At 43.6% G+C, this 21,150-nt stretch carries 17 protein-coding genes; 1 reads left to right on the top strand and 16 read right to left on the bottom strand.

What is annotated here, in order from left to right; all coding sequences use genetic code 11:
- Positions 1-64: 64 nt before the first annotated feature.
- From M0221_RS01740 to M0221_RS01705, 8 genes are all read right to left on the bottom strand, one after another.
- Positions 65-871 carry an enoyl-CoA hydratase/isomerase family protein gene (locus M0221_RS01740; protein WP_483284182.1) on the bottom strand — a complete coding sequence of 269 codons (807 nt, stop codon included), beginning with the start codon at positions 869-871 and terminating at the stop codon, positions 65-67.
- A gap of 61 nt (positions 872-932) precedes the next feature.
- Positions 933-2,543, bottom strand: coding sequence for a carboxyl transferase domain-containing protein (locus M0221_RS01735; RefSeq protein ID WP_483284181.1), 1,611 nt, complete (start codon positions 2,541-2,543; stop codon positions 933-935).
- A 124-nt stretch (positions 2,544-2,667) separates the two neighbouring features.
- Positions 2,668-4,422, bottom strand: a complete 1,755-nt coding sequence (locus M0221_RS01730) for an AMP-binding protein (protein ID WP_483284180.1) — start codon at positions 4,420-4,422, stop codon at positions 2,668-2,670.
- Positions 4,423-4,763: 341 nt separating this feature from the next.
- A complete protein-coding gene (locus M0221_RS01725) occupies positions 4,764-5,999 on the bottom strand; it encodes an FAD-dependent oxidoreductase (protein WP_483284179.1) in 1,236 nt (411 codons plus the stop codon).
- A gap of 178 nt (positions 6,000-6,177) precedes the next feature.
- A complete protein-coding gene (locus M0221_RS01720) occupies positions 6,178-6,897 on the bottom strand; it encodes an amino acid ABC transporter ATP-binding protein (protein WP_041753349.1) in 720 nt (239 codons plus the stop codon).
- 183 nt (positions 6,898-7,080) lie between these two features.
- Entirely contained in the window at positions 7,081-7,749 is a 669-nt protein-coding gene (locus M0221_RS01715; RefSeq protein ID WP_483284178.1) for an ABC transporter permease subunit, read from the bottom strand.
- Positions 7,746-8,492 carry an amino acid ABC transporter permease gene (locus tag M0221_RS01710; protein WP_011512705.1) on the bottom strand — a complete coding sequence of 249 codons (747 nt, stop codon included), beginning with the start codon at positions 8,490-8,492 and terminating at the stop codon, positions 7,746-7,748. Before M0221_RS01710 ends, M0221_RS01715 begins: the two co-directional genes overlap by 4 nt.
- Positions 8,493-8,601: 109 nt before the next feature.
- Positions 8,602-9,594, bottom strand: coding sequence for a glutamate/aspartate ABC transporter substrate-binding protein (locus M0221_RS01705; RefSeq protein ID WP_149493260.1), 993 nt, complete (start codon positions 9,592-9,594; stop codon positions 8,602-8,604).
- 551 nt (positions 9,595-10,145) lie between these two features.
- On the opposite strand from M0221_RS01705, the gene hslO reads away from it, so the two are divergent.
- Positions 10,146-11,126 (top strand): Hsp33 family molecular chaperone HslO, encoded by a 981-nt coding sequence (gene hslO / locus M0221_RS01700; RefSeq protein WP_263240831.1) that lies wholly within the window; start codon positions 10,146-10,148, stop codon positions 11,124-11,126.
- Between the two features lie 243 nt (positions 11,127-11,369).
- Here the strand turns inward: hslO and M0221_RS01695 are convergent, their stop codons facing one another.
- The 8 genes from M0221_RS01695 to M0221_RS01660 form a co-directional block, all read right to left on the bottom strand.
- Positions 11,370-12,833, bottom strand: a complete 1,464-nt coding sequence (locus M0221_RS01695) for an alpha/beta fold hydrolase (protein WP_483284177.1) — start codon at positions 12,831-12,833, stop codon at positions 11,370-11,372.
- A 230-nt stretch (positions 12,834-13,063) separates the two neighbouring features.
- A complete protein-coding gene (locus M0221_RS01690; RefSeq protein ID WP_483284176.1) occupies positions 13,064-15,265 on the bottom strand; it encodes a PhoX family protein in 2,202 nt (733 codons plus the stop codon).
- 273 nt (positions 15,266-15,538) lie between these two features.
- Positions 15,539-16,255 (bottom strand): fumarylacetoacetate hydrolase family protein, encoded by a 717-nt coding sequence (locus M0221_RS01685; protein ID WP_483284175.1) that lies wholly within the window; start codon positions 16,253-16,255, stop codon positions 15,539-15,541.
- 97 nt (positions 16,256-16,352) lie between these two features.
- The gene (locus M0221_RS01680; RefSeq protein ID WP_149408866.1) at positions 16,353-17,078 is read right to left on the bottom strand and encodes an ABC transporter permease; all 726 of its coding nucleotides are present in this window, start codon (positions 17,076-17,078) and stop codon (positions 16,353-16,355) included.
- A gap of 13 nt (positions 17,079-17,091) precedes the next feature.
- Positions 17,092-17,826 (bottom strand): ABC transporter permease, encoded by a 735-nt coding sequence (locus M0221_RS01675; RefSeq protein ID WP_020442682.1) that lies wholly within the window; start codon positions 17,824-17,826, stop codon positions 17,092-17,094.
- Positions 17,827-18,262: 436 nt separating this feature from the next.
- Entirely contained in the window at positions 18,263-19,180 is a 918-nt protein-coding gene (locus tag M0221_RS01670) for an ABC transporter substrate-binding protein (RefSeq protein ID WP_483284174.1), read from the bottom strand.
- A 99-nt stretch (positions 19,181-19,279) separates the two neighbouring features.
- Positions 19,280-20,212 (bottom strand): transporter substrate-binding domain-containing protein, encoded by a 933-nt coding sequence (locus M0221_RS01665; RefSeq protein ID WP_483284741.1) that lies wholly within the window; start codon positions 20,210-20,212, stop codon positions 19,280-19,282.
- Between the two features lie 98 nt (positions 20,213-20,310).
- Positions 20,311-21,111: a transporter substrate-binding domain-containing protein gene (locus M0221_RS01660; protein WP_188004062.1), complete on the bottom strand. Its 801-nt coding sequence runs from the start codon at positions 21,109-21,111 to the stop codon at positions 20,311-20,313.
- Positions 21,112-21,150 lie beyond the last annotated feature (39 nt).

Here is a 21,150-nt window from a genome sequence, read left to right as displayed (position 1 = left end):
TTTACGCTAAACTGGTTTTATTATTCATTGGCAATTTAGCAAAAATATTTTTATTGATACATGGCTACTCTGCTACTAGCCAATCAGGTTGGCGCTTTTGCAAAAATGCTTGCACCCCTTCCTTACCTTGCTCTGATGAGCGAATATCAGCGATGCCTTTGACAGTATCGGCGATTAGCTCATCGGTAATCGGTGCGCCCGCGACTTCATGCAATAAACGCTTGCAGGTTTTGACGGCCTCAGGGCTGTTTTTGACTACTTTGGCACAAAATTCTGCAACTGCATCATCAAGCGACTCTTCACTAACGCGCTCATGGATAAAGCCAAGCTGACGGGCTTTTTTGCTATCAAATACTTCCGCACTGAGAAAATAACGCTGTGAGGCTCTAGCACCTAATGCACGTATCACATAAGGGCTAATGGTTGCTGGTGCTAAGCCCAAACGCACTTCGCTAAGACAAAAATTGGCAATTCTTACAGCGATAGCTACATCACAGACAGCAACCAAACCCATGCCGCCTGCATAAACATCCCCTTGTACCGCTGCTATCGTTGGTTTTGGGCACTCATAAATGGTCTTAAGCATTTGTGCCAATTTAACCGCGTCCTCTAGGTTCTCTTCATAGCTATAATCCGCCATGGCGCGCATCCAATTCAAATCGGCACCCGCACAAAAGGCTTTACCAGCCGCTGCTAAAAGGATAACGCGTACTTGATCATCAGCGCCAAGCGTTTTGAATGCATCGGTTAGCTCAGCAATCATTTCATCATTAAAGGCGTTACGTATCTCAGGGCGATTCAAGGTGACTGTTGCAACGTGCTGCTCAACGTTAACCAATAGACTTTCATAATTATTCAAATTTTGTTGCATATCTTTCTCTATATTTTATGTATTGATGAGCGCTAAATGTCTGGCAATATACCTTTCAATGCTACATTCTAAAGACACCAAAGTTTGTCTCTTCAATCAGCGCGTTATGAGCCGCGCTAAGTGCTAATGCCAACACATTACGGGTATCAGCAGGGTCAATCACGCCATCATCCCATAAACGAGCGGTGGCATAATAAGGATGACCTTGCTCTTCATACATCTCACGAATCGGCGCTTTAAATGCCGCTTCGTCTTCATCACTCCACGCCTCGCCTTTACGGTCAAAGTTATCGCGTTTAACCGTTGCCAATACTGACGCCGCTTGCTCACCGCCCATCACAGAGATACGAGCATTTGGCCACATCCATAAGAAGCGCGGACTATAAGCACGTCCACACATACCGTAGTTACCCGCACCGAATGAGCCACCAACAATAACGGTGAATTTTGGTACTTTAGCATTCGCTACCGCCATCACCATCTTGGCACCATGACGGGCAATACCTTCGTTCTCATACTTACGACCGACCATAAAGCCTGTGATGTTTTGTAGGAATATCAAAGGAATTTTGCGTTTACAGCAGAGCTCGATAAAGTGCGTGCCTTTTTGTGCAGATTCACTAAATAAGATGCCATTATTGGCAATAATGCCAACTGGCATACCTTCGATATGAGCAAAACCACATACTAACGTCATGCCAAAGCGCGCCTTAAATTCATCAAAGGCACTGTCATCGACGATACGAGTGATAATTTCTCTAATATCAAATGGCTTACGCTTATCGGTTGGAATGACGCCGTATAGTTCTTTAGCATCATAGCGCGGTGGACGTGGTTTTATTTGATTTGGAATCTGTTTAGCAGAACGGTTTAAGTGGCTAACGATATTACGCGCGATTGATAACGCATGGGTATCGTTTTGCGCCAAATGATCGACCACCCCTGATAGACGGGTATGTACATCGCCGCCGCCCAAATCTTCTGCTGTGACTTCTTCACCAGTGGCGGCTTTCACCAGTGGCGGACCACCTAAAAAGATAGTTCCTTGTTCTTTAACAATAATAGACTCATCGCTCATCGCTGGGACATATGCCCCGCCAGCGGTACAGCTACCCATGACCACTGCAATCTGTGGAATGCCAGCGGCACTCATATTAGCTTGATTGAAAAATATACGTCCAAAGTGTTCTTTATCAGGGAATACTTCATCCTGATTGGGCAAGTTTGCACCGCCAGAATCCACCAAATATACACAAGGCAAGTTGTTTTCTTGCGCGATTTCTTGTGCACGTAGGTGTTTTTTTACCGTCATTGGGTAGTAAGTGCCGCCTTTTACCGTGGCATCATTACAGACAATCATACACTCAGTGCCATTAATACGGCCGATACCCGCAATCACGCCCGCCGCTGGAATATCTTCACCATACATATCGTGCGCTGCCATCGGAGCCACTTCTAAAAATGGCGTACCAACATCAAGCAAACGCTCGACACGCTCACGAGGTAGTAGCTTACCACGTGCTAAATGCTTGGCGCGTGCACGCTCTGAACCACCTTGGGCGACTTTACGCAAGTGCTGATATAAGTCATCGACGACCTCTTGCATGGCAGCACTGTTCTGCTGAAATTCAGCGGCATTTGGACTCAGTTTACTGGTTATGATAGCGCTCATGATATCCCTTTTCTTTAATGCGTAAATGCGAGTAGCTTTTTATGCGAATTTTTTTAACTACTGGTTATTTTAATATTTACTGAAAAATTTATTAGTAAAATAAGAAGTAAAACGGCTCAATTTTTTATAATCCTAACTCTTCTCTCATTTGCTCAATAATTTTATATTTCTGAATTTTACCAGTGATGGTCATTGGGTATTCGGTCACAAAGCGATAATATGCTGGCACTTTATAATGAGCAATATGCTCACTACAGAATTGACGGACTTCTTCTTCCGTTAAGCTGCCAGCTTCTTTAGGTATAATCCAAGCAGCCAATACTTCACCATACTTTTCATCAGGAACACCAACAATTTGCACATCACGGATTTTAGGATGACGATATAGATAGTTTTCGATTTCAACCGGATAGATGTTTTCACCGCCGCGGATGACCATATCTTTACTACGACCGACGATTTTGACATAGCCATCTTCGTCCATGGTCGCCAAGTCACCGGTGTGCATCCAGCCATCTTGAATGGCTTCACGCGTTTTAAAGCGACTGCCCCAATAGCCTTTCATCACCGAATAACCCCGGGTGAGTAACTCGCCAGTCTCACCTAAGGGCACAATTTCACCTGTTTCAGTATCGATGACTTTGACTTCAAGCGCTGGCTGCACAAGTCCCACGGTCGAGACTTGCTTATCAAGTGGCGTATGTTCATTGGTTTGACAAGATACTGGGCTGGTTTCAGTCATGCCATAAGCAATGGTGACCTCTTTCATGTGCATCTCATCAATGACACGGCGCATGATCTCAATCGGACAACTAGAGCCTGCCATAATGCCAGTACGCAAGGTCGATAAGTCGAAATTTTTAAATTCAGGGTGATCAAGCTCAGCGATAAACATCGTCGGTACGCCATGTAAACCCGTACATTTTTCCTGTTCAACGGCTTGTAATACCGATAATGGCTCAAAACCATCATTTGGATAAACGATACAACCGCCATGAGTGAGAATGGCTAAATTGCCAAGCACCATACCAAAGCAATGATATAAAGGCACTGGAATACACAGTCTATCCTTTTCAGTGAAATTCATCGCTTCACCGATGAAATAGCCGTTATTTAATATATTGCGATGGCTTAAAGTTGCGCCTTTCGGTGTGCCCGTTGTACCACTGGTAAACTGTACGTTAATGGCGTCAGTATTTTTAAGCTGAGCTTGACGCTCGGCGATACGCGGATCATTGGCATCACCTTCTGCCATCCATGCAGAAAACTTCTGCATAAACCCAAACTCTTCATCGCTATTTGGTTCATCAATCCAAATGATGCGCTCAATCGTTGGAATCTCGACCAAATCCAGCTGAGTGTAATTTTTGTGGTAAATCTCAGGACACATCTCACGGATTAGGCTGGCATAGTCACTACTTTTAAAATGGCGCATGAGCACCAATGCCGAGCAGCCCAATTTATTTAGCGCATATTGCAGCTCAAAAACACGATAAGCAGGGTTGATATTGACTAAAATAATACCAACCTTGGCAGTTGCCAATTGCATGAGTAGCCATTCAGCATTGTTGTGCGACCAGATACCGATACGGTCACCAATCTCAAGCCCCATCTCAATCATACTGCTCGCTAACTGATTTACTTGCTGTTGCAGCTGTTGATATGTCCAGCGAATATTTTGATGGCAGACGACCAGCGCTTCGCGTTCAGGATATTTGGAGACGATAGCATCAAAGAAATCACCGATGGTCGCTTCAATCAGCGGCACATCAGGACCTTTATCATAGCTTTGAGTCAATGGCGCATTTGCCGAACGTGCGCCCATATTGATAGAGGGGATATTATTTAGAATGGTATCAGAATGGATATTTTGAGTCATAACGAGTCCTTTCGTTTTACTTTTTATAATGCTTATTAGTCGCCTGCCACCCATTCATTCTTCCTTGAACAGGTCTCGACTAGCGTTAGCTACTATACCGCCTTAAATCGAATGCTGTCAATAATAGTAATACAATATGTATCATTTAATTAGAATCTAATGGTAATGATTTATTAAAGATAACATGAAAATATGGCAGATATTTGACACAAAAAAGCCAGTCACGCTATGTATAGGTGGCTGGCTTTTTTTTAGCACTAAATTTTAGAGTATTTTCAACTTAAAAACATGATGCATATTTAACAAACTAAGACCATAAACTACAGCCAATTTGATAATTACTACACTGATACAATTGGCGGCGCCTTAATAGTAACGGTCGCGCTGACTTCATTATTATCATTGAGTAAATTCATAATAAGCTCGTCTTCAGTTTCAGTGGCTACTTGCCAGTTGCCGTTTGCTTGCGGTACGCCCGTGGCCATCACTGAGATCGCTTTATTCTTTAAGCGAATCATCGGTGGCTTATGCTCATAACCGCTATGCTCTAAACCTAATACATCATCAGCAATCGTTGCTGCTTGCGCACGTAGTGGCGCTACATAACGGCAGGCAACACCATTGATAGACATACAATCACCAATCGCATAAATATTATTGGTATTGGTTCGTAGTGTTGGCGCATCTACCACGATACCAGTGCGATGGTTGAACTCAACTCCAGCTGCAGTTGGTAATTTACCATCAACGGTCAGACCCGTGCTGGCAATCACATGGTCGACGATTAACATCTCAGATGACTGAGCCTCTGTATCTTCTCCATTAGGAGTAAATGGCTCATAGCTAACTTGCAGCTTACCGTCATCATTACGTATGACATCGGATACTTGATAACCGCCTAAGAAATTAATACCCTGCGACTGCACTGCTTTGGCAATACGAGCTGTCGCTTTTGGCGGTAGCATTTGCGATAGCGGCGCATCATTTAAATCAATTAAGGTCACCTCATGACCCGCCTTGAGCAAGTCCTCAGCAATCTCAGTGCCTACCATACCCGCACCGACAATCGCCACATGCTGACTGCCAGCTGCCAGCTTTTCTTGTAGCTGCCCAAAACGCTCAATATGATTGACATGCCATACCAAATCTTGCGGCAAACTCTTAGGGAAAATAGGATGAGCACCCATCGCTAAGACCAGCTTGTCATAGCTGATGGTTGCATAATTGGTATAAACAGGATCTGAGCGCAGCGCTGAGATAAGCTGTACCGTTTGCGCAGCAGCATCAATGTCCGTGACTTGCGTATTGGCAAGTAAGGTCACTTGTGCCGCTTCTGCCGCATCAGCGCCAGTCGCGCGTACCAAGTCTGATGCCTGCTTGTTTTGGCTGATTGCCATGGTAAGCATCGGCTTATGATAACGATCGCCATTGTCTGTGGTGATTAGAGTAATCGACACATCTTTGTCTTTGGCACGAATGGCATCAATCACGTGCCAGCCGGCTAAACCTGCACCAATGATGACAATACCTTTGGCGTCTGTTGCTGTAGTAATAGGAAATGTAGCTTCTTTGCTCATACTGACTCCATGATAGATGAGAGATTATATTGTTTTTATGATAGTGGTTGTTTATGATAGTGGCTGCCATTATATCAGTAAACAGGTATTCACTCACGTAGGCGTTTATAAAGTCGCTTACAATAAAAAAAGCGCCTATTAATAGGCGCTCTAAATAAATCAACTCTAAATGACTGCCTTAATGATTGAGAATCTTTGATAAAAACATTTGCGCGCGGTCACTTTTCGCGCTTTCAAAAAACTCATCCTTGCTACAGTTTTCAACGATATGACCTTCATCCATAAAGATAATCCGATTGGCCACCTGACTGGCAAAGCCCATCTCATGGGTAACACACATCATCGTCATGCCCTCACGGGTTAGCTCAACCATGACATCAAGTACTTCTTGAATCATCTCAGGGTCAAGTGCTGAAGTTGGCTCATCAAAGAGCATTGCCACTGGATCCATTGCTAACGCACGTGCAATCGCGACACGCTGCTGCTGCCCACCGGACAGCTCAGCTGGATACTTTGCTGCTTGCGCCGTTAGTCCGACGCGGTCTAGATATGCCATGGCTTTTTGCTTGGCTTCCGCTTCTTTACGTCCCAATACTTTGATTTGCGCGACAGTCAAATTATCAACAATCGTCAGATGCGGGAACAGCTCAAAGTGCTGAAAGACCATACCGACACTACTACGTAATTTTGGCAAGTTGGTTTTTGGCGCGCCAACGGAGATACCGCTGACCATAATCTCGCCTTTTTGAAAAGGCTCTAGTCCATTAACCGTTTTTATCAAGGTCGACTTACCGCTGCCCGATGGACCACAAACGACGACGACATCGCCTTTATGCACATGGGCACTACAGCCAGACAATACTTGAAAATCACCATACCATTTACTCACATCACTCATTTGGATGACGATTTCATCGCTTGCATGACCAGTGTTAGTGACCAGTCCGCCAAATTCATTTATATACGTGTCAGTATTATTCATTACTGGCTCATTCATCACTGGCTCCTAACCACATTATTTTCATCATTATTAAATATAGCTCTTAACGTACAGGTTCCGATACGAATTTATTAAAGATCATTAGAACCTTAAACGCTTTTGTACTTGTTGCACGCCAATAGAGGCACTCAAACTGATAATAAAATAAACAGCGCCTGCTCCTAATATATAGGGCGTTAATAAACCCATCAGCTCACCGCGTACATAAGCGGCACGGAAAAAATCCGTCAAGCCAATCGCAAAAACCAATGTCGTATCTTGGAATAAAATAATACATTGCTGCAAAATCAGCGGTAGCATCTTGCGAAAAGCCTGCGGCAAAATAATCAAGCGCATCGTTTGCCCATAGGTCATGCCAAGCGCTTTGGCAGCGTTAACCTGCCCACTGCCGATAGATTGGATACCCGCACGTACCACCTCTGAAAAATATGCCGCTTCAAACATCATAAAAGCGACTACACACGAGGTAAAAGCTGTATCGAGTTGTAGGTATTTACCAGCGACCCAAAAATAAATCATCGGTACGGCAAAATAAAACCAGAGCAGTACGAGTAACAATGGCACAGAACGGAAATAATTGACGTATAGCTTTGCAGGTATCTCAAGTGCTTTGATACCAGACAAACGCATCAAAGCCAATACCGTCCCTAAGCTGAGACCGCCTAAGATTGCTAAAAATAATACTTTTAAAGTCATCAGCATGCCACCCATCAAACCGGGATAGGCAGTTGCAAGTTCGGTCATATTCATTTTTGACTCCCTGCAATTAGCCCAGGCACACGCAATTTACGTTCAATTAGCCCCATAATGGCAATTAAAGACAGATTAAACACCAGATAAATAATGGTCGCATAGGTATAAATCTCAAGACTGTTTTGGGTATATTCACTGATGGTTTTGGTCTGACTGATCAGCTCCATTACCCCAACCAAAGACGCAACTGAGGCGTTTTTAAAGCAGTTGGTCAGCTCTGAGCTCAGCGGCGGTAAGATAATCCGAAACGCTTGTGGCAGCAGTACTTCTTTATAGGCTTGCGGGATACTAAAGCCAAGCGCGTAAGCAGCATTGATTTGCCCTTGAGGTAGTGACTCGATACCAGTACGTACTTGTTCAACAATACGAGCTGCGGTGAATAAACCAAGACCGATACTGGCTGACAGCATGGCTGAGGTATTGGGAGACAAGTCTTTATACCACCACTCTTGTATGGATGGCGTGAGCCAACCTGGAGCGATATAAAACCAGAAAAATAATTGTACCAATAAGGGAATATTACGGAAAAACGTCACATAAGCAGTACCGATAGCACGTGCGCCTTTATTCGGCAAGGTACGCATGATGCCAAAAATAGTACCAACCACCATGGCGATTGCCCATGCAATACTGCCAATCAATAACAACCAGCCAAGACCAGTAATCATCCAATGGATATACAGCTCGCTACCGATACCGGTCTGCTCAAAGAGCACACCCCAGTTCCAGCTATAATTCATAATTGTCTCTCCGAGCAACGGTTAAAAAGCCCACGCTTTCAGACTGCTATCAAACTATTTGACAAACAATCTGAACGCGTAAGCATGCTATGTTGAGGGACAAGGAGCGTTATTGCGCAGTCGCTACTTTTGGCTGATCGCTATCATGTGGATTGGCAATCAACGCTTTTAAGTTATCTGACATCTCAAACTTTAGATTGACATTTTTTGGTGGAATTGGATTTAAGAACCATTTGTCATAGATGCTATTGATCTCGCCTGACTTAAAGACATTGGCTAATGCTTCATCGACCACCGCTTTAAATTCTGGATCGTCTTTACGCATCATACAACCATAGATCTCAAACGATTGTGGCTCACCAACAATGACCCATTCATCTGGATTTTTTGCTTTGGCTTTTTCGCCTGCTAGCAATACATCATCCATCATAAAGGCATCGGCACGACCGTTCTCTAGCATCAAGAAACCTTCGCCATGGTCTTTTGCTGAGATAACATTGATATCCATCTTTTTGTCATCGTTGTATTCACGAATATAACGCTCTGAAGTTGTACCTGCAGTCGTGACCAAGGTTTTACCCTTTAAATCATCGAAACCTTGGATACCTGAATCTTTTTTGGTCAGTAAACGCGTACCGATTTCAAAGAAGCCGTTAGAGAAAGCGACTTGTTTCTGACGCTCTTCATTATTGGTTGTTGAACCACACTCAAAATCCACTGTACCATTTTGTACTAATGGGATGCGTGTTTGTGAGGTAATAAGGTTATAGCGGATTTTTAGATCTGGCATATTCAGCTTTTGTTTGACAGCTTCTACCACTTTCATCTCTAAATCATGAGCATAGCCGATCGGCTGATTTGGATCATCAGCGATGTATGAGAACGGAATGGAAGAGTCACGGTGACCGACGACGATGGTGCCTGATTCTTTGATTTTATCTAAGGTACCGTTGGTATTTGCCGTCGCCTCAGTGGTTGCTCCATCTGCTGGCGTCGCCTCATTGCTGGTTTGGCTATTGTTGTTACAGCCTGCTAGAGCTAGTGCCATAAAGGCAACTAACGTTAATGGTTTGGATATAGAGGTAGAAAGAGAGTAAGTCATGAGATATGTCCTTTTATCACATTGCCACAAGATTGGAATGACATTTAAGTGCGATAGAAACCGTAGAAAAACGCTATAAATTTGCGTTTATGGGCCCTATTGCTATGCATCCGTGCTGTTGCTGTTGTTTATCACTATGCAACTTAATGTTACTGTACAACAAATTGACTGACGAGGGTAAACTTTTTTTACTCAGCTGACTATTTTTGGTTTTTAATTTGTTGGAGATGATAATCCCTAAATAAAACAAGCTCTAACGTCATTAATATAGGTACGTATTTGATAAGGCTAATAGAGAAATTCATTTTTTATAAACGGCATTCCTTACGTCAACAATCTACTATATTCAGTCATAAATAAAAGAAATACAAAAATTATAAGGTCTACTGGTATCAATTCTGCTTGCTGACCGTGCCTACGCAGAAAGAAGCTGCGAATAATTAATCCCAGTAGCACTGTATTTTTTTAAAAGTGTATCTACTATAGATACGATTGATAAATCCGAACCTATCCCCATAAAGCTAGCAACTTCTTAATCTTATAAATGACCTATGATCCAAGATACCCAAAATCCGAATGCCCCTGAACAAAATACTGATCTGATGCAAGATAACGACATTCGCCAACGCTTTTTTATTGAAGACTCTCCGGTGCGCGGTGATGTGGTGCGCCTATCGCGTAGCTATGCGACGACCATTGCGCAAAAGCCTTATCCTGAAGCACTAAAACGCTTACTCGGTGAGATGTTGACGGCTGCAAGTTTGCTGATTGGTACTGTTAAAATAAATGGTCGCTTGTCGATTCAATTGCAATCATCAGATAGCGATAGTTTGCTGAATTGGGCGATGGCTGAATGTGATCAAAACGGTATTATCCGCGCCCTTGCTAGCTGGAAAGATGATACTGACGAGCACGTACAAGCGTGGAATAATATGCTGCATGCTAAAGAAGCGTTTGCTGAACTGGGCGCTACTGGTCAAGGCGTATTATTTATCAATATCCAACCGGATGGCGGCGAGCCGTATCAAGGTATTGTTGAACGTAGCCATGACAATTTGGCAGATTGCTTGGCGCATTATCAAAAGCAATCGGCACAGATTCCAACGCTGATTAATTTGGCATCTGATGGTTTACAAGCGGGTGGCATCTTGGTGCAAATGCTGCCGCGTACCGCTCAAGAAACCTACGAAGTTGAGCAAAATGAAGATGCTGGTATTGATGATGACTTGTGGACACGCTTGTCTGTATTGACGCGTACACTGAAAGCAGAAGAATTGACCACGCTTGATACCAATGAGATTTTGTATCGCTTATATCATGAAGAAAAAGTCGTTGCTCCTGATCCTATCTCGTTATCGTTTGGTTGTACGTGTTCACGTGAAAAGTGTGAAATGGCAATCGAGCAAATTGGCGAAACAGAAGCATTGGATATCGTTGCAGAGCAAAACGGTACCTTTGAGATGGATTGCGGATTCTGCGGTGAGATTTATAAATTTAATAAAGACGATGTGGCAGCGATTTTTGCTGAGTAGTCTTTTATCTCATTTATTTAAGTATAGTCAATTCCAAATAAAACAGATACGTTATATTTCAACGCAGTACTGGTATAAATTTTTCTGGCGTGCTGTGCCTACGCCGACAGAGGCTGCGTAAAATTCATCCCAGTCCTACTGTATCGTTTTAATACTGAATTCACTATAGTCAGTCATAAAAAACCCTCAAGTATGATGCTTGAGGGTTTTTAGCATTAGTCTGATTATTTTGTATCTCTTATGCTAAACCTCATAGGTTTCTGGATAAGAATAAATACGCGGGTTCAGCGCATACTTTGCTTCATGTGCATCGCCTAATCTATCATCCAAGAGCCAAGCAATGATTTGCTGATGTACTCTATCGCTGTAGATTAAGTTCATATGGTTTATCCCATAAAAAATAGCTTTGTGTCCCTCTGGTACTGCCAGCGTATGCTCTTCGGTATGCTCACCCAGTGCTGACTCTACCGAAACTAGCCCATCGCCCAATAAACTTGTGGTCTTAAATTCAAAATGGGTCTCGACCATCACTGCTGCTACCAGATAGGTATTCACATGCAATGGCAAGTGAGTAGGATGCCGAAAATCTGCTGGTAGCACACTACGCCCCTCTAACGCTTGCCAGTCGGCATCTCGAATACTGCCGTAACGCAGATCAATGATACCCGCACTGCGCATATCACCAAGCTTTGCCAATGACCCAGCAAAGGGCAATTTAGCGATTTTATCTTGGACAAAATGCCCAATCTGCTCCAAACTTGCGCCATGATGCGGTGACCCTAAAGTCACCAGATTGCTCACCCTTTTGACCCAGCTAAAACCTTGCTCTTTGCCATAAAACAGCGCGCTACGGCTTACCAAACCGCCCATACTATGACCGACCAAATCAATCTGGGTGATGTCTGGGTTATTCTCAACCAAATCTTGCAACACTTGAGCAAAGCTACGTCCATTACTTGAGATACGTCGACCTGTATTATAGTTTAAGTACAAGACAGTCGATGATGGCAAGCTATACATAAGCACTTTTGCCAGATTATTCTCACCAGATACTTTCCAGCTTAAGTGGCTTAAACAAAGTCCATGGCATAGAATAATAACGCGCCCTGACAATACAGCGCTTTGCACCCGATTATTGGTATCATACAGCACCATCGATACTGCTAATGGATTTTGATGCGTAATCAGATGATCACCCATCACTCCGTTTAGGATATTGACCATGCGCCGCAAGTTCTTTGGTAATAGTCTGACCTTTTTGGGCTTTAAAACAGTATTATAAAGGTGCAGACCTGAGGCTAAATTATTACCAATCAGCTGCATCGCCTGACGTACCGTACCATAAATGCGTCCCGTGATACCCTGTTGCCAGCGCTCGACATTTCCTTTATTAAACCGCCCTAAAGGACGCAGTAATATCTCACGGTGGATGGCTTCTACAATATCAGTCACCTCGACCACACCCATAGTCGCAAGCTGTGCCAATCCTTCAAAAAAACCAACCAATGAGAGCGGTTGATACGGTTGAACATCACTATGATTCACGCTTTTTTCAGTCAGCTCATCCACATAGATATAGTCAAGCTTATCCAGTTCCTCATAGACATCGCCTTGAAATCCTATATCGATAGCAGATTGCTCATCAGAAGGACGCCGAGTCGTTGCAAATAAATCATGGATAGTTTCTAAAGGTTTTGGACTGAGCATAATGTTGACATATCAAACAGTTAAAGGGATTTTCCATACTATCCTGTAATGGTCATAAACAGAAGAGAATGATTTAACTATCAAGTATCTTTATTGTCAAAAAGCCATGTAATTATTCAATATCAAAAATTGCACACTAGTAACTACCGCCTAAAACACAAAAATCCCAAAGCCATGGCTTAGGATTTTTATGTTTGTTAAGACGCATCATTACTAATGCAAATGTTTAACTAGACAAATGACTCTGCCAGTATGACATCACCATCTTCGCGAGTAATCATGACGGTGGCTGAGCGTGGTGTACTACCTCCAGCAATAGCGCCCCACGTATTACCCGGATGCTGAATATTAATAAATAAGGTTTTAAAGTCTGGGGCCATCGTAATACCTGTGACTTCACAGCCCTCCGGACCGACGAAGAAACGTTTGATATTGTCATTAGTGGCAGGCATGCCGACTCGGGTTTGTTGCCCCGCTGACGTAGTAGTGAGGGTTCCATCGCTGACATTGCCCGGTAGCGCTGCTAGCAACATACAGCTGCTGGTATCGGTATAAGCACCGTCATCTGTTTGAATCCATAAGACGCCACGTGGATCAAAGTATAAGCCGTCGGGGGAAGAAAAGTCATTATTGTCATTTAATTGTGATAAGTTTTCTGCTGATAAATCACTCGGCGCAGCAAATAAATAAATATCCCATTCAAAACTGGTTGCCGCATGATCGCCCCCTGCTTCTGCCCAGCGAATAATATGACCATTGTCATTACCACGCGCTTTGCCGCCAGTATTATAGCTGCGCGGATTGGGCGCTGAAAGTGGCTGATCATCACGTACGCCGCGATATTTATTATTGGTCAATGTCACATATACATCGCCCGTTATAGGACTGACCGACACCCACTCTGGTCGATCCATTTTGGTGGCACCGACCACATCTGCTGCTGCACGAGCAAAGACCAACACCTCATCTTGTCCATGAAAAGGCAAGACCGTATTGGAGACATCCAGTCCATTTTGACCGTGAATCAACGCTTTCCATTCACCGCGGCCATTTTCATTAAAGATGGCAACATAGAGCGTACCCTCATTCAAATACTTATCACCTGCTTTTAATCCACCGCCGATATCAGCAATTGACCATGTGGCTTTGGAGACGAACTTATAGATATATTCGCCCCGAGCATCGTCACCCATATAAAAAACCACCGGTTTGCCTTGTTCAACAGGAGCATAGGCGCAATTTTCATGAGCAAAACGCCCTAGTGCCGTGCGCTTTTGCGGTATGGAATTCTGATCAAAAGGATCAATTTCGGTGATATAGCCAAAGGTATTAAAGCCATTTCTATAATCGTCAGCAGCGCTAGCACTAGCGGCGGTCATATCCCAGCGTGAAAACTCATCGCTTATCTTGGCATCTTTAGCATCAGGGGTATGCCATAAATATTCCCAACCAGGGAAGTTTTCCGTTGCCCCGTAGCGTTCGCGACCATAGTTATGCCCAGCGCTTAATTGGCTAGCATCTTGCCCACGGGCAAATACCCCTAAAAAGTTCTCTTCGGTGGTCAGATAAGTGCCCCAAGGTGATAAACCTGCACCGCAGTTATTATTGATACCGCGAGTCTGAAAGCCTGTCGGATCAAACTTAGTTTTGACCAAATCAGAGCCAGCAACGGGTCCTGTCAACTGCGCCGTACTACTACTCGTGAGACGGCGATTATATTTCGAATCAGCCACCATCTCATAGCCCATACCATCAGCGCGGCGTTTCATCTCGACCACCGCCACCCCATGACAATTAACCTCACGGCGCACGTCGCTAGCAAGTCGACGATTTTGAAAGATGGGCGCGGCGTTGTTATCTTGGATAACATGATAGCCAAACGGACTAAGCTCACTACTGTTTACGTATTCATGATTCATTACCAGCAGCCCATTCTCTGACGCTTTGGGGTCATAGGTACTGCCCTTTTTGCCAAAAAACCACATGCCATCATGATTATCACCCATGCGCCACTCGAATGACTCAGCCGACTGCTCTCGATTGTCTTTCCAGTCATCAATACCAGATATTAGCGGCGTACCAAGTGGTAATATCATCTCGGCTTTATAGCCTGCTGCCACGCTCATCGTTTCGGCAGTCGAATGCGCCACTGCGGTAAACTTCAAAGTTTCGGGACGTTTGAGATCACCTTGTGCAGGGACAGCAGCATCATTGCCATTATTTTTGGCAGGAATACTATCATCGTCATCGCTACAGCCGACTAAAGGTAGCGCGCCAAAAAACGCCGCCGCTGTTAATCCTGTGCCACCTTTTAGGATACTACGCCGATTTAAACGACGGCTAATAATGGTTTGAAAATCGATATTGTTGGTCGGATTAGAATCTTCAACGACTTCATGGGCAAGTGGTTGTTTGTTATTCAATAATGTCATTATCAGTCACCTTGCTGTTAGGCTTGATTGGCATGAGAGAGTTGATTACAGTCTTGTAATTGCAATCACCAAAATACGAATTATGCCTAAGTCTACTGAGTGTTTATGACAGTACGTTGAAAACCAAATGCCCATTTGATAATAAGGTGACGATAACCTCATGACAAATGGCTATTACTCCTGATAAACCAAAAAAATCCCAAGTATGAACTTGGGATTTTTTGATAGCGTTAATGCATTTAAAAACTTATATGATACTGCTGAGATAAAAAGTTATCGAACTTGCACCTGCCATTCATGAGTGCCAAGCTTGAATGTTAGCGTATCATCTGCTTGCAATATACCAACGCCGCTCGGCGTACCAGTCATAATCACATCGCCTGCTTGTAAGCTAAAGGCATGGCTAATCTCTGCCAGTAACTCATATACTGGAAATAGCATCAAGGCAGTATTACCATCTTGCTTCAGCTCATCATTAATATAAAGCTGATATTCAACATGGCAAAAATCACCAAACGCTTGCGGATCAATCCAATCGGCAAGCACACAAGCACCATCGAAACATTTAGCACGCTCCCATGGATGACCCTTATCTTTTAGCTTGCTTTGCAAGTCACGCAGGGTCAAATCAAGTCCCAAAGTCACGCCACCTATCGCTTGCTTTGCTTGTTCAATCGTTGCTGCCGATAAGTCGCCTACCAGCTGAATGCATAGCTCTGCTTCGTAATGAGTGTCGCCATACAGCGCTGGATTTGGACGGACAATCTCATTGTGTACGCTGACCACTGATGATGATGGCTTCATGAACAAGATAGGCGATTTTGGTATCTCATTGCCAAGCTCACGCGCGTGTTCTGCATAGTTACGGCCAACGCAAATGACCTTTCCGATGGACGCTCGTACGCTATCGTTAATGGTGGCAATACTCGCGTCATCCTTGACGCTGGCAGCAATTGTATCGACTAAGGATATAGATGGTGATTGGCTCATACTAGGCACTCACAACAGATGATTAATATTTTAAAAAGCGAAACATACTGCACTATTTATCATAACGTTAATGATAAGTTTTATTCATGATAATTCACTAGCCGACGGTATGCGTAGTCACATCTGGTGGCACATAGCTTGCGTGACGATTCATGCGCTTTTCAAACATTCTAAAGCTAAACAGAATCACCCACGATAACAACAGATAAACGATACCGGCAGCGAAGAACAACTCCATCAAGGTATAGGTCCGCGCACTAATGGTACGGGCAACGCCCGTGATATCCATCAAAGCAATCGTTGACGCTAGCGCACTACCTTTCAGCATAAAGATTACTTCGTTGCTGTATGCCGGAATCACAATACCAAAGGCACGCGGTAACGTAATACGGGTCAGTTTCTGCCACTTTGACATCCCAATTGCATCGGCAGCTTCAAGCTCACCGACCGGAATATTTTGAATCGCACCGCGGATAATCTCGGCTAAATAAGCACTGGTATTTAGGGTAAAGGCAATGATAGCACACCAGTAAGCTTGGCTAAGAACTGGCTCCCACAAGAACGAATTACGTACCGCTTCGAACTGCCCAAGACCATAGTAAATCAAAAATATCTGTACCAGTAGCGGTGTGCCACGGAAAAAGAAGATATACAGAAAAGGGAGTATCTGTACCACCCAATTTTTGGACAGACGTAACAGCGCTAAAACCAAACCAAAAAATAAGCCAATAATACCCGAGAACAAAACCAACTGTACGGTCAATACCGCGCCACTGAGTAAGTCTGGGATATGATCAAAAATAACCTGCCAATTCCAATCCATAGTATCTTCCCCTTTATCCTATGGTCGATTGACGGTGAGTGGTTTGACGGCTGAGCTTTTTAGCATAACGCGCCGCCGGATTGGCACGCCATTCAAGCCACATCATAAAGCCAGTAATCAGCATGGTCAAACCTAAATAAATTATTGCCGCTGCCATATAAAAGGTAAATGGCTGCTGTGTTGATTGCGCGGCACGCGAGGACTGATACATGATATCTTTGAGACCTACGACCGACACCAGTGCCGTATCTTTAAGCAAAACCAAAAATAGATTACCCAAACCTGGCAATGCAATCTGCCATACTTGAGGTAAGGTTATGCGATAAAAAGTCTGAAAAGGACGCATACCAATCGCTTGCGCCGCTTCTCGCTGTCCTATAGGAATCTCTTGAATCGACATACGGAAGATTTCAGTCGCATAAGCACCAAAAGCAATAGAAAGTGCCATCACGCCGCCCCAAAAAGCGCTAATCTCGACATAGTCGTTATAGCCGAACTTTTTGAGAATGCTCATTAGCAATATAGAGCCGCCATAGTAGATAAACAGTACCAATAGCAGCTCAGGAATACCGCGCATCGTGGCGGTATAGACAGTCGCAATTTTGCGCAGCAGCCAGATATTAGATAGCTTTGCTGTGGCACCGAGCAAACCTAAGAACATGCCGATGATCAGACTGGTCATGGCAAGCTGTATGGTGACGGTAGCGCCGCTCAATAAAAGCGCGCCAAATCCTTGTAAGTCAAACACGATTATCCACTCAGTCTCTTTATATTAGCAAATTGCAAAATATGAGTTAAAAAAATCAGCATCAATAGCTGAATACAGTTAATAAACGTACTTTAGACCCAAGAAATATGAGCCATTTGCGTCATAGACTGACGCTAGATTAATACGATTACTGCCGCGATAATTGACACAGTAGAAATGAGCGCTGATTTTATCATATTCATTCGCCGCTATGTTAATACTGACGTGTAAAAGCACCGCCTAAATAGATATCTCTCTCCTTAAAAGGCCGATAATTTAGTTAAAGAACAGCAAATCTGTTGGTTAATAATGCCTACAATAATAGCGTGACTGTAAATAAGGACACAAGAAAAAGGACATCACTATAATGGTGATGTCCTCATGCTTATTAACACAATATGAATGCAGTCGTGAAAACAGTAATACTACTGAGCCTTTACTGTGTAGCACTATCTATAGCTGGTGCTTCTGTTAGTGTCGCACTTGCTGGCACAGCAAAGTATTTTTGATTGATCTTATCATAAGTGCCATTGGCTTTAATATTGCTCAATGAGGTATTAATTTTTGCTTGTAGAGCTTCATCATTCGGACGGACGGCAATCGCAAAGTTATCATTGATATCAATCTCCGCGCCCTTTAACACATAATTATTACCGGACGTCGAGCTGAGCCATTCAATCGCTGGCAGTTTATCCGATATCATGGCATCGACGCGACCAGCACCCAAATCTAAAAACGCATTACTTAATGTATCATATAGCTTCATATCCGCTTTTGGATAAGTGTTTTCTAGCCACTGTGATGAGATGGTGGAGCGCTGAGCGGCGATAGAGTGGGCATTAATATCAGTCACCTTAGCAGGGTCAAAGGTGCTATCTTTTTTGGCTAAAAACACTAGCGCATTGCTAAAATACGGATCCGTAAAAGCGACTTGTTGAGCGCGCTCAGGGGTGACTGACATCGCAGCGACGATAGCATCATATTTACCAGCCTTGAGACCGGGGATGATACCGTCCCAATCTTGCGCCACAATCTCACAAGTTACTTGCATATCAGCACAGATAGCATTGGCAATTTCGATATCAAAACCGCCGAGCGTGCCATCTGCATTGGTATAGTTAAAGGGCGCATAAGCACCCTCAGTACCGATACGCAGCACATTACCCTCTGTCGCATCTGATTTTTTCTGAGCTGTCTCCGCAGTATTATTAGCGTCTGAGTTAGTACTTTCAGCCCCTTTATCTTGACCGTTACTACAACCAACCAAGGCTAAAAATGCTGCCACTGCTAGCATAGGTTTTAAAAACCGCTGATTGGTCATTGAATTTGAGCCTATGAGAAGATAGTTACTCATAATCATCCTTGAAGTTATTACGTCGTGAAATTTTGACAAGTGCTGGCAAATATGCATTCCTCAAAACTTAGGATCAATACATATTTGTCATCACAGATATTAGTTTGCTGTCGCTTGCTCTTCTTTAGCAATCGCCGTATCAACATCGACACTAGCTTTATCCATGACTACTACTTCTTTGATATCACTAGTAGCGACTGCTTTTTGAGCAGCAGTGGTTGAGCTGGTACCAAAATAGCTACCCGTGATTTGATCATAAGTGCCATTGTCTTTTAGCTCAGCCAAGGCTTTATTGAATTTGGCAACCAATGGATCGCCTTTACGGAAAGCGATACCCATCGCATCATCATTGGTGCTGATTTCTTGACCTTTGACCTCATAGTCTTTACCAGCTTCTGTTTTTAGCCAGTCAATACCAGTCACTTTATCAGACATCATCGCCCGCACACGACCTGACGTTAGATCCAGATACGCATTGTCTTGGGTATCATAAAGTTTGATATCAGCATCAGCATGTTTATCTTGTAGATATTGCGAGGCAACAGTTGAACGCTGTGAGGCAATTGGCTGACCTTTTAGAGCGTCAACACTAACATCGTCGCCTTTTTTACCGATTAAGATAATGCCGCTATGAAAGTAAGGTTCGCTAAATTCGACCACTTCTTTGCGCTCAGGGGTGATTGACATACCAGCGATGGCAGCGTCAAACTTCTGCGCATTTAAGCCTGGAATCAAGCCATCCCAATCCTGGGAGATCACTTCGCATTTGGCTTTCATTTGCGCACATAGTGCGTCAACCAATTCAATCTCATAGCCGATTAACTTGCCATCAGCATCGGTATAACTAAAAGGTTTATAGCTTGATTCTGTCGCGATTTTGATATTTAAAGGCGTATCAGTTGCAGCAGCTGTTTCAGTGCTTTCTGTCGGTGTAGAGCTGTTGTTACAGCCAGCTAGCATCAGCATGGCAGCGCTTAATGGCGCTAACCACAAGGCTTTTTTGGTCATTGACGAGGTCATTGACGAGGTCATTGAAATGATCATAGTGTTTATTCCTTAATATATTTACTAGCCGTATATATATCCGCCACTTGAGAAGGATATAAACAATCGACGCTAATGATTACAGATTATTGACCAAAGTTTTGCTGCTCAAGACGGGCAAGCTCACCGTTACTGCGAATTTCACTCAGCGCTTTATTAAAGTCTTCTTTAATAGCATCGCCTTTACGAACAGCAATCGCAATATTGTCATCATTGTCAATCTCATCACCCACGATACCGAAGCCTTCAGGGTTGTCTGCTAACCATGATTTTGCTGATACTTTTTCAGCCAATACAACATCACTACGACCAGACTTTAGGTCCAAATAAGCATTGTCATAATTGTCATAAAGCTTAACGGTATTGCCGTCTTTGCCTTCATAATTGTCTTGTAAATAAGCACCCGGCGTCGTTGAACGTTGACCACCAAGCGTCAGATTTTTGATGACTTTAGGATCAAAACTGCCTTTGGTATCGGTCAGCCAAACCATCGTATTGGCAAAGTAAGGCTCGCTGAAATCAACTTTTTCTTGACGTTCAGCGGTAATAGACATACCAGCGATAACCGCATCGTATTTTTGCGCCAATAAACCCGGAATAATACCGTCCCAATCTTGAGCGACAATTTCACATTTGGCTTGCATCTGCTTACATAGAGCATTGGCAACGTCGATATCGAAACCCGCCAAACTGCCATCGGCATTGGTATAGTTAAAAGGAGGGTATGCGCCTTCAGTTGCAATACGAATGGTCTTGCCAGCGGTTCCTGCTGCCGGTGCATCTGCATTGGTATCAGCAGCGTCATTGGCAGGTTGGCTACAAGCCCCTAACATGAGCGCGGCAGTAACGGTCATCGATGACCACAATAGGCGAGAATTCGACATCATACGTTCCTTAAATTCTGATGGATTTTTAAGATGATTTTT

Source organism: Psychrobacter sp. ANT206 (genome assembly GCF_056880555.1).
Note: the sequence above shows the minus strand (reverse complement) of the source record. Positions and strands in the feature narration are given on the sequence as shown.

Excerpts from the sequence above, each read along its gene's own strand:
- hslO (WP_263240831.1), top strand. The coding sequence starts at position 10,146 with ATGATCCAAGATACCCAAAATCCGAATGCCCCTGAACAAAATACTGAT.
- M0221_RS01720 (WP_041753349.1), bottom strand. The coding sequence starts at position 6,897 with ATGAGTGATGTGAGTAAATGGTATGGTGATTTTCAAGTATTGTCTGGC.
- M0221_RS01735 (WP_483284181.1), bottom strand. The coding sequence starts at position 2,543 with ATGAGCGCTATCATAACCAGTAAACTGAGTCCAAATGCCGCTGAATTT.
- M0221_RS01710 (WP_011512705.1), bottom strand. The coding sequence starts at position 8,492 with ATGAATTATAGCTGGAACTGGGGTGTGCTCTTTGAGCAGACCGGTATC.
- M0221_RS01715 (WP_483284178.1), bottom strand. The coding sequence starts at position 7,749 with ATGAATATGACCGAACTTGCAACTGCCTATCCCGGTTTGATGGGTGGC.
- M0221_RS01660 (WP_188004062.1), bottom strand. The coding sequence starts at position 21,111 with ATGATGTCGAATTCTCGCCTATTGTGGTCATCGATGACCGTTACTGCC.
- M0221_RS01670 (WP_483284174.1), bottom strand. The coding sequence starts at position 19,180 with ATGAGTAACTATCTTCTCATAGGCTCAAATTCAATGACCAATCAGCGG.
- M0221_RS01705 (WP_149493260.1), bottom strand. The coding sequence starts at position 9,594 with ATGACTTACTCTCTTTCTACCTCTATATCCAAACCATTAACGTTAGTT.
- M0221_RS01730 (WP_483284180.1), bottom strand. The coding sequence starts at position 4,422 with ATGACTCAAAATATCCATTCTGATACCATTCTAAATAATATCCCCTCT.
- M0221_RS01740 (WP_483284182.1), bottom strand. The coding sequence starts at position 871 with ATGCAACAAAATTTGAATAATTATGAAAGTCTATTGGTTAACGTTGAG.
- M0221_RS01725 (WP_483284179.1), bottom strand. The coding sequence starts at position 5,999 with ATGAGCAAAGAAGCTACATTTCCTATTACTACAGCAACAGACGCCAAA.
- M0221_RS01685 (WP_483284175.1), bottom strand. The coding sequence starts at position 16,255 with ATGAGCCAATCACCATCTATATCCTTAGTCGATACAATTGCTGCCAGC.
- M0221_RS01695 (WP_483284177.1), bottom strand. The coding sequence starts at position 12,833 with ATGCTCAGTCCAAAACCTTTAGAAACTATCCATGATTTATTTGCAACG.
- M0221_RS01680 (WP_149408866.1), bottom strand. The coding sequence starts at position 17,078 with ATGGATTGGAATTGGCAGGTTATTTTTGATCATATCCCAGACTTACTC.
- M0221_RS01690 (WP_483284176.1), bottom strand. The coding sequence starts at position 15,265 with ATGACATTATTGAATAACAAACAACCACTTGCCCATGAAGTCGTTGAA.
- M0221_RS01665 (WP_483284741.1), bottom strand. The coding sequence starts at position 20,212 with ATGACCTCGTCAATGACCTCGTCAATGACCAAAAAAGCCTTGTGGTTA.